The following is an 8957-nucleotide window of genomic DNA, read 5'->3' on the forward strand; positions in this document are numbered from 1 at the left end:
CCTCACCTTCGCGTCGTCACGGGTTGACAGCCCTCAGCGCGGCCTTGGTCGTGCTGGCGGTGACCCCGTCGAGCGCGTCCGCACACGTTCCCCTGCCCAGCCACGCCACCCCGAGTGTCGTTCGAGCCCCCACGTCCACTGGCGCGACCCACGTGGTCACGCTGATCACCGGCGACCAGGTCACGGTGACCACTCTGGCCGACGGGCGCAGCGTTGCCACCGTCAAGAGGCCGAAGAACCTGACCGGAGGGGTTCAGACAGCGACGGTCGGCAAGGACCTGTTCGTCTACCCGACCGAGGCGCTGCCCTATCTCGCCGCAGGCGTGCTGGACCAGCGGCTGTTCGACGTCACCCGCCTGATCGCCGACGGTTACGACGACTCCCAGGCCGGTGGGCTGCCGCTCATCGTCCAGTACGGCCAGGGCGCCTCGCCCTCCGCGCTGTCCGGGATGACGGCGCGGCAGTCCCTCGCGTCCATCCACGGCGCGGCCACCACCGCCATCCCGTCCAGGGCGGCCGGGCTCTGGCAGGGGCTGACCTCGGCCGGCTCTCTCACGCGGGCCAGGACGCTTGCCGCGGCCACTGCGGCGGACACCGCCCAGGCCCGCAGTCAGGCGGCGGCCACCACGGCGGTCTTCGGCGGGGACATCAGCCGCGTCTGGCTGGACGACAAGGTCACGTCCACGCTCGCGCAGAGCACGGCGCAGATCGGCGCACCGGCGGCGTGGAGCGCGGGCGTCGACGGCAAGGGCGTGGACGTCGCGATCCTGGACACCGGCGTCGACGCCGCGCACCCCGACCTGGCGGGCCAGGTCGACGCGTCGCAGAGCTTCGTGCCGGGCGAGGACGTGACGGACCGGAACGGTCACGGCACGCACACCGCCTCCACCATCGCGGGCACCGGTGCCGCGTCGAACGGGACGGAGAAGGGTGTCGCGCCGGGCGCGCACCTGCTGGTCGGCAAGGTCCTCAGCAACGAGGGCTCCGGCGACGAGTCGTGGATCATCGCGGGCATGCAGTGGGCGGCGCAGACCGAGCACGCCAAGGTCGTCAGCATGAGCCTGGGGAGCACCGACCCCAGCGACGGAACCGATCCGATGAGCCAGGCCGTCAACGACCTGAGCTCCTCGACCGGCGCGCTGTTCGTGATCGCGGCCGGGAACCAGTCCAGCGCCGGCATCGGCTCGCCGGCCGCGGCCACGGACGCGCTGACGGTGGGTGCGGTCGACTCGACCGACGCCCTCGCCTGGTTCTCCAGCTGGGGTCCGCGGATACCCGACGGCGGTCTGAAGCCGGAGATCACCGCGCCCGGGGTGGACATCCTGGCCGCCCGCTCGCAGTACTCCACCGAGGGCGGCTCCGGCTACTACATCAGCCTCAGCGGCACCTCCATGGCGACGCCGCATGTGGCGGGCGCGGCGGCGCTGCTGGCCGAGCAGCACCCGGACTGGACCGGGCAGCAGCTCAAGGACGCCCTGGTCAGCACCTCCCACGAGACCACGGACATCCCCCTCACCCAGGGCGGCGCGGGCCGCGTGGACGTCAAGGCGGCCGTGCTCGGCACGGTCGACGCCTCGGCGACCGCCTGGTCGGGCTTCTACTCCTGGCCGCACACCGGCGACAAGCCCACCACCAGGACCGTCACCTACACCAACACCAGCTCCGCCGACGTCACGTTGAACCTCGCCGCCAAGGCCACCGGTCCGGACGGCAACCCGGCTCCGGCCGGTGTGTTCACCCTGTCCGCGTCGAGCGTCACCGTCCCGGCCCACGGCACCGCGCAGGTCACCGTCACCGGCGACCCGAACGCCGCCGGCTACGGCGCGACGGACGGCCAACTGGAGGCCACCGACTCCACGGGTGCCGTGGTCGCGCACACCCTGATCGGCATCGACCGCGAGGACGAGCGCTACAACCTCACCGTCCACGCCACCGACCGCTCGGGCCAGGCCCTGCCCGGCTACGCCGTGATCTACAGGACCGGCGACCCCTACCCGAACCAGATCATGATCCCCGCCTCCGGGACGCTGACGATGCGCCTGCCCAAGGGCGAGTACTCGGTGCTGATGTACGCGGACCTGCCAGGCGCGGGCGGACCCGACGACCTCGGGCTCGGGGTGCTGTCGGTGCCGCAGGTCCAGCTGGACCAGAACCGGGTGGCGAACCTGGACGCCCGCCAGGCGCACCAGGTCGCCGCGATCACCCCGCAGGCCTCCGCGGACGAGCTGGTCCGCGCGGAGTGGAACCGGGCCACCCCGGGCGGCGGACTGCTGAACGAGAACTTCATCCTGCCGGTCACCTACACCAGCATCTGGGCGCAGAGCACCGCACCGGTCACCGACGGCAGCTTCCACTTCGACGTCCGCTGGCGCAAGACCGTCGCGCCACTGACGGCGACGGCCACCCAGGCCCGGTTCCCGGCCGAGAGCTTCCCCGGCATCGAACCCGAGGTCGGCTCCGCGCAACTGCCCGCCGGCACCAGCCACCTGGACGTCGTCTACGCGGGCAAGGGCACCGCCGCCGACTTCGCCGGCCTGAACGTCAAGGGCAAGGCGGTGGTCGTGACGTTCGACCGTCAGGCCGACGTCGTCACCCAGGCCCAGGTCGACGCCGCGCAGGCGGCGAACGCCCAGGCGGCGGGCGCCGAGCTGCTGCTGGTCGCCAACGACACGGTGGGCCGCCTGTCCAGCTGGTACGGCTCGGCCGACTTCACCACCACCAGCAAGATCGCGGTCGCCGGCCTGGAGACCGGTGAGGCCGACTCGCTGATCAGCGCGACCCTGCGCGGCCCGGTCCGGCTCACGGTGACCTCGACGCCGAGCTCTCCCTACGTCTACGACCTGGTCGAGCGCAAGGACGGCCACATCCCGGCCGCGGATCTGACGTACCGTCCCACGGCGGCCGGCCTGGCCCGCATCGACCAGCGCTTCGCCGGCTCCAAGGGGACGCCCGGCTCCAACGGCCGCTACGACATGGAGAACTTCGACCAGTACGGCGTCTTCTTCGACCAGACCCAGCAGCTCGGGACCAACCGCACCGACTGGGTCACCCCCGGCAACGGGGCGTTCACCTGGTACGAGCAGTCCGACGTCAGCAACGTGGTCGAGGAGCGCGCCCCGATCGCCGACCCCAGGGCGGGCTCCAAGGCGGCCAGGACCTGGTTCTCGCCGGTGATCCACCCGCGACTGGGTGACAGCGTCCTGCCCGACCGGCAGGGCGACTACTTCTCCCTCAACGTCCCCGCCTTCGGTGACGGCGGCAACGGGGACACCGGCTACGACTACGGCGACTGGCAGTCGACCCCGGACCAGCTGCACGAGACCGTCTCGCTCTACCAGGGCGCCACGCTGCTCGGCTCGACCCCGCACCAGCAGCTCAACATCTTCACCCCGGTGAGCCCTGACCCGCTGCCGTACCGCCTGGTCGCGGAGACCTCCCAGAGCACGGTCTTCCCGACCTCACCGGCCACCCGCACCGAGTGGGGCTTCACCTCCAAGAACGGTTACGCGAGCCTCCCGCTGATCCAGCTGGACTACGGCGTCGCCACCGACATCGCCGGCAACGCGGCCCGCAGCACCACGCTCACGCTGACCGCGTCGCAGCTGCCCGGTGTGACCGGCGCGGGAACCGTCAACGGCGCCACCCTCCAGGTCTCCTTCGACGACGGCTCCACCTGGACCACCGCGACCCTGCACCCGACGACGCACGGCACCTGGACCGCCACCGTCAAGGCGCCCACCTGGGCCCACTACGTGTCGCTGCGCGCCACCGCCAAGGACACCGCGGGCAACACGATCGCCCAGACGATCCTGCGCGCCTACGGCGTCAAGTAGCCCGCACGGGGTGGGAGGCGGCCCTGCCACGCCGCCTCCCACCCCGACGCCCACTCCGCCCACGCCCACCGACCGCCCTCGGACCTTGGAGCTCGCCATCACCGGCAAGAAGACCCCCCGCATACCCCGCGGCCGCACCACGTTCGTCGCCGCGACCACCATGGCCCTCGCCGTCGCGGGACTGACCGCGGCAGCGCCCTCCTCCTCGGCGTCCCAGCCCACCGCCCGCACACTGCGTGGCTCCCACCCCGCGTGGGCCGCGGCCGCCGCTGACCGGGGCGCCCTCCCCGCCGCCACCCGGCTCACCACACGCGTCTACCTCGCCGGGCAGGACCCCGCCGGTCTGGCCGCCTACGCCAAGGCGGTCTCCACCCAGGGCAGCCCGGACTACGGCCGCTTCCTCACCGCGAGCCAGGCCCGGCAGCGGTTCGGCGCCACCGCGCAGCAGCTCGCCGCGGTGCACGCCTGGCTCACCGGCGCCGGACTGACCGTCACCGCGACCACCGCCCACTACGTCGAGGTGACCGGCTCGGCCGCCGCCCAGGCCAGGGCGTTCGGCACCACCCTCCACCAGTACCGCGTCGACGGTGTCCTGCAGCACGCCCCGACCTCCGACGTGGTCGTCCCGCCCCAGGTGGCCTCGGCCGTCCTGGCCGTCACCGGCCTCAGCACGGTCACCCCCATGGCGCGGCCGGACTCCGTCAAGGTCCACGACACCCTCGCCGGTGCCACCGGCACCAACGGCGGCGGCATCAACACCACCGCCACCTGCTCCGACTACTGGGGCCAGAAGAAGGTCACCGGCGGGCCCGTCGGCTACACCCCGCACACCACCTACGACGAGTGCTCGTTCGACCCCTCGCAGCTGCGCAAGGCCTACGGCATCACCGCGTCCGGCCTGACCGGCAAGGGCGCGACCGTGGCCATCGTGGACGCCTACGCCTCCGCCACGATGCAGGCCGACGCGAACCGCTTCGCCACCGCACACGGCGACAAGCCGTTCAAGCCCGGCCAGTACACCGAGGTCGTCGACCAGAGCCAGTGGAACAGCCAGGACGCCTGCGGCGGTCCGGCCGGCTGGTCGGGCGAGGAGTCCCTGGACGTCGAGATGGTCCACGGGCTCGCGCCCGACGCCAAGGTCGTCTACGTCGGCGCGAACTCCTGCCAGGACCCGGACCTGCTGAGCGCGCTCGCAACGGTCGTGGACAACCACCTCGCCGACGTGGTCTCCAGCTCCTGGGGCGAGATCATGCACTCGTCCGGTGGCGACCTCGACCCCGGCCTGATCGCCGCCTACGAGCAGGTCTTCCAGCAGGGCGCCATCGAGGGCGTCGGCTTCGACTTCTCCGCCGGCGACTGCGGCGACTCCTCTCCCGCGGCGGCCGCGACGGGCGTCAACTGCGACCCCAGCACCGTGCGCGCCCAGGCGAACTACCCCGACTCCGACCCGTGGGCCACCTCCGTCGGCGGCACCGCTCTCGGTGTCAAGGACAAGAGCGGCAGCTACGGCTTCGAGACCGACATGGGCACGCTGCGCTCCACCCTGCTGCCCGACGGTTCGGGCTGGTCACCGCTGCCCGGCGCGTTCTACTTCGGCGGTGGAGGCGGCACCAGCGAGGACTTCGCCCAGCCCTGGTACCAGAGCCGTGCCGTCCCCAGTGGGCTCGCCCACACGCTGATGACCGGCGTCCACAGCGCCTCGGCGCAGCGCGTCACCCCGGACGTGGCGATGAACGGCGACCTGTACACCTCGGTCCTGGTCGGCATGTCCGACGGCAGCCCCTACAGCGAGGGCGGCTACGGCGGCACCAGCGTCGCGGCACCGGAGTTCTCCGCCGTCCAGGCCGACGCCATCCAGGCCCGCCACGGCAAGCCGATCGGTTTCGCCAACCCCGCCCTCTACCTGCGGGCCGGCACCAAGGACTTCACCGACGTCGTGGACCAGGCCGCGGCCCACCAGCAGGCGCCCCTGAACGCCGTCGCGGACTTCGGCATCGTCTCCGGCAGCCTGCGGGTCCGGCTCGTGGCCTTCGGTGAGGACACCAGCCTCAACGCGGTCAAGGGCTACGACGACGCCACCGGCGTCGGCAGCCCGACCCTCGCCTACCTGGACTCCTTCCGGTAGGCGGGACAATCGTCCGGTGGCGCGGGACCGACCTCCCGGCAGTCCCGCCCCACCGGATCACACCACAAGGAAGAGAACCAGCGTTGCCCGACCCCACGCGAGAACACACCCGGCTGCTCGGCCGCTTCGGCCTCGGCCACGACGCCGAAGACGTCTACACGACGCTGCTCACCCGCACCGTCGCCGGCCTCGCCGAGCTCGCCGAGACCACCGGATTCGATCAGGCCAGGGTCAGGACGGCACTGACCCCGCTGATGACGAACGGGCTGGTCCTTGCCGTGGAGAAGGGCGACTTCCGGGCGCGGGCACCGGAGTCGGCCTTCCGCGACCTGCTCGCGCGGCGCGAACGGGACCTCGACGACGACCGCGCCAGCGTGGAACGGCTCGCGGACGTCCACCGCCGCACCGCCGGCGTGCGGGACGCCGCCGACATCGTGCATGTCATCACGGGGCGGGAGGCCCTCGCGATCGCCCTGCGCGACCTCCAGGAGAGCGCCAGGCACCGGGTCCGCTCGTTGGTCAAAGCCCCGGTCATCGCCCTGCCCGCCGAGGACAACCTCGACATCCAGCTGGCCAGAATGACCGAGGGGGTGCGCTACGACACCGTCTACGAGCGGTCCATGCTCACCGACAGCACCGAGCTCGACCTGCTCGGATCCTCACTGCGCGCGGGCGAGGCCATACGGCTCGCCCAGCACGTCCCGGTCAAGATGCTGCTCGCCGACTCCGACCAGGCCGTCATCCCCCTTGATCGCGGAGCCCGGGAGGAGCCCGTGGGCCTCGTCATCCGGCACCCGAGCCTGATCGACGTCCTGGAAGCGCTGTTCGAACGCGTCTGGGCGGCGGCGGCTCCGGTGCCCTCCGCGTCGGACGGAACCGGCCAGAACCCCGTGCAGACGCCACTCGACGAGGACACCACACCGGCCCCGGACGACCGTCTGCTGCTCGGCCTGCTGGTGACCGGCCTGCCCGACCGCGCGCTGGCCACGCACCTGGGCGTCAGCAAGCGAACGGTGGAGCGGCGCGTCCGCAACCTCCTCGACCGGGCCGGCGTGGCCACCCGCATCGAGCTGGCCGTCCACGCCACGCGCAGAGGCTGGATCTGAACGACCCCGGAACTCGCAGCCGGCGGGCGGCTCCGTCCGCGCCGTCAACTCTCCCGCGTGGGCGGCCGACCGCTCAGCCCGCCGGGTCCGCGCCGCTCCGCCCACGTTGCGGCACGTCAGCGATGGGCATCCGGCCCCGGTCCTACTTCAGGATGTTGACCGCGCGGGCGATCACCAGCGCGCCGACCCCGAGCGAGGCCACCGCCTCCGTCATCATCAGCAGCTTGGCCCAGCGCCTGATCGCGGAGATGTCGGTAGGGCTGAAGGCGGTGGCGGTCCAGAAGGCCAGCACGAGGTAGTCGGCGAAGATCGGCACCCAGGTGGACGGGACGTAGTCCGTGTGGAGCATCTCGGGGAAGACCAACGCCGGGTTCGCGTAGGGATGGTGCGCGCGGGCGGCGGCGCCACCGCGGTCCAGGTCCCAGAACCACAGCCCGAAGGCGATCACGTTCGTGACCCAGACCACGCCGCCGGTGGCCAGCAACGCGACCGCGTTGTCGGCGAACACGTTGTTGTCGGTCAGGATGTCGGCCACCAGCCGGGTACCGGCGAACAGGTTCGCCAGCGTCAGGGCGGCGATGACGACACTCGTCGTGATCCGCAGCCACGGCTTCTGACGGTCGATCCGGCCCGGGTCTCCGATGATCAGCGCGGCCAGCAGGACGAACAGGACGACCGGGACGACCCAGGTGGGGCTCACCCGGTACCGCGCCGGCAGCGCCACGTGAAGTGACGCGGCGGTCAGGATCGCCAGAGCCACCGGCCACCAGTGCTCGCCGCGTCCGGCGACCGGTGCCGGTGCCGGTGCCGGCGGGGGCACGGGGACCGGGTTCGGGCCTGATGCCATGCCCCATTCTGACCTCGCCGGGCGTGACCTCGCCGCAGTGACGCGCCGGTCCGGCGACCCCACGGTGCCTGGCAGCGGGGGTCAGCCCAGTGGACCGGGCCCCCGGGTGCCACGCCGTCGGTGGCTGTGGCGCACAGCGCCGAAGATGACCTTGACCGCGAGACCGAGGACGATCAGGTCGGTGATCATCTGGCCGGTGACGACGAGTCGTGCCGCCTGCGACTTGGGGGTGATGTCACCGAAGCCCACCGTGGAGAACACGGTCACGGTGAAGTAGAGGCCGTCGGTGTGCGACAGATGCCTGCCGAAGCTGGCCGGTGACAGCGACGCCAAGGCCACGTAGGTGCCCGCGAACAGCAGGAGGAACAAGGGGATGCTGGTCGACAGGGCCTCGGCCGCCCGCAGGGCGGGAAGCGGCGACCGGATGATCAGGCCGACCTGGAAGGCGACCAGAACGACGAACGCCGCCAACCCGATGACCAGAAACGTGACGGCGACCGGCCCGGACGAGTGGTCCAGGGGCACCGCGTAGTAGAGCGCCACCAGGGCGGCGATCGACCCCGTCACCCGGAACCCGGTCCACGCGACCTGACGGGGGGAGGGCCGCACCGAAGGGAGCGCCGGGGCTCCCGGCTCGGCGTCGCCGCTCATGACGTCCCCACTCCCTCTCCTCGCGACGGCCGGGCCGCCCCTGCGTGGCCTGCGGTGCCGCCCCTGCTCCGGGGCGAACCCGCGGCGAACGGTCCTGTCGGAGCCACACGGGTCGGCTTTCGACGTTCCCCGGCGAGGGGGCCGCCTCGCGATGAGGTCGCGCTCATCACCCGGATGCCGGAACGGCACGGGGGGATACCTCCTCCACGGCTGGTCCCGTTTCGAGACCGAACCGGAGCGGTGACCGACCCGTGAGGGCCTGCCGTGCGGTCGCCGTGGGGGGGCCGGGGGGGGGGGGGCGCCCCCCCGCCCCCCCCCCCCCGGGCCCCCCCCCCCCCGCCCCCCCGGCCCCGGGGGGGGGGGGGGGGCCCCCCCCGCCGGGGGCGGGCCCCGCG

The 8957-nt window shown here is 72.6% G+C and carries 5 protein-coding genes; 3 read left to right on the forward strand and 2 right to left on the reverse strand.

Translation table 11 applies throughout. The features are described 5' to 3' along the window. The first annotated feature begins 152 nt into the window (after positions 1-152). The 3 genes from ABH931_RS22965 to ABH931_RS22975 all read left to right on the forward strand — a co-directional run bounded on the left by ABH931_RS22965 (position 153) and on the right by ABH931_RS22975 (position 7064). Positions 153-3833 (forward strand): S8 family serine peptidase, encoded by a 3681-nt coding sequence (locus tag ABH931_RS22965; RefSeq protein ID WP_370116259.1) that lies wholly within the window; start codon positions 153-155, stop codon positions 3831-3833. Positions 3834-3918: 85 nt separating this feature from the next. Continuing rightward, on the forward strand, positions 3919-5958 hold the full coding sequence (locus tag ABH931_RS22970) for a protease pro-enzyme activation domain-containing protein (protein ID WP_370116261.1): 2040 nt from the start codon (positions 3919-3921) through the stop codon (positions 5956-5958). Between the two features lie 83 nt (positions 5959-6041). Next, complete coding sequence (locus tag ABH931_RS22975) at positions 6042-7064, forward strand: hypothetical protein (RefSeq protein ID WP_370116263.1); 1023 nt, start codon at positions 6042-6044, stop codon at positions 7062-7064. A gap of 142 nt (positions 7065-7206) precedes the next feature. On the opposite strand, the gene ABH931_RS22980 is transcribed toward ABH931_RS22975, so the two are convergent. Then, the gene (locus ABH931_RS22980) at positions 7207-7911 is read right to left on the reverse strand and encodes a hypothetical protein (RefSeq protein ID WP_370116265.1); all 705 of its coding nucleotides are present in this window, start codon (positions 7909-7911) and stop codon (positions 7207-7209) included. Positions 7912-7992: 81 nt separating this feature from the next. After that, a complete protein-coding gene (locus ABH931_RS22985; protein ID WP_370116267.1) occupies positions 7993-8562 on the reverse strand; it encodes a potassium channel family protein in 570 nt (189 codons plus the stop codon). Positions 8563-8957 lie beyond the last annotated feature (395 nt).

The organism is Streptacidiphilus sp. MAP12-33 (genome assembly GCF_041261265.1).
Taxonomy (GTDB): Bacteria; Actinomycetota; Actinomycetes; order Streptomycetales; family Streptomycetaceae; genus Streptacidiphilus.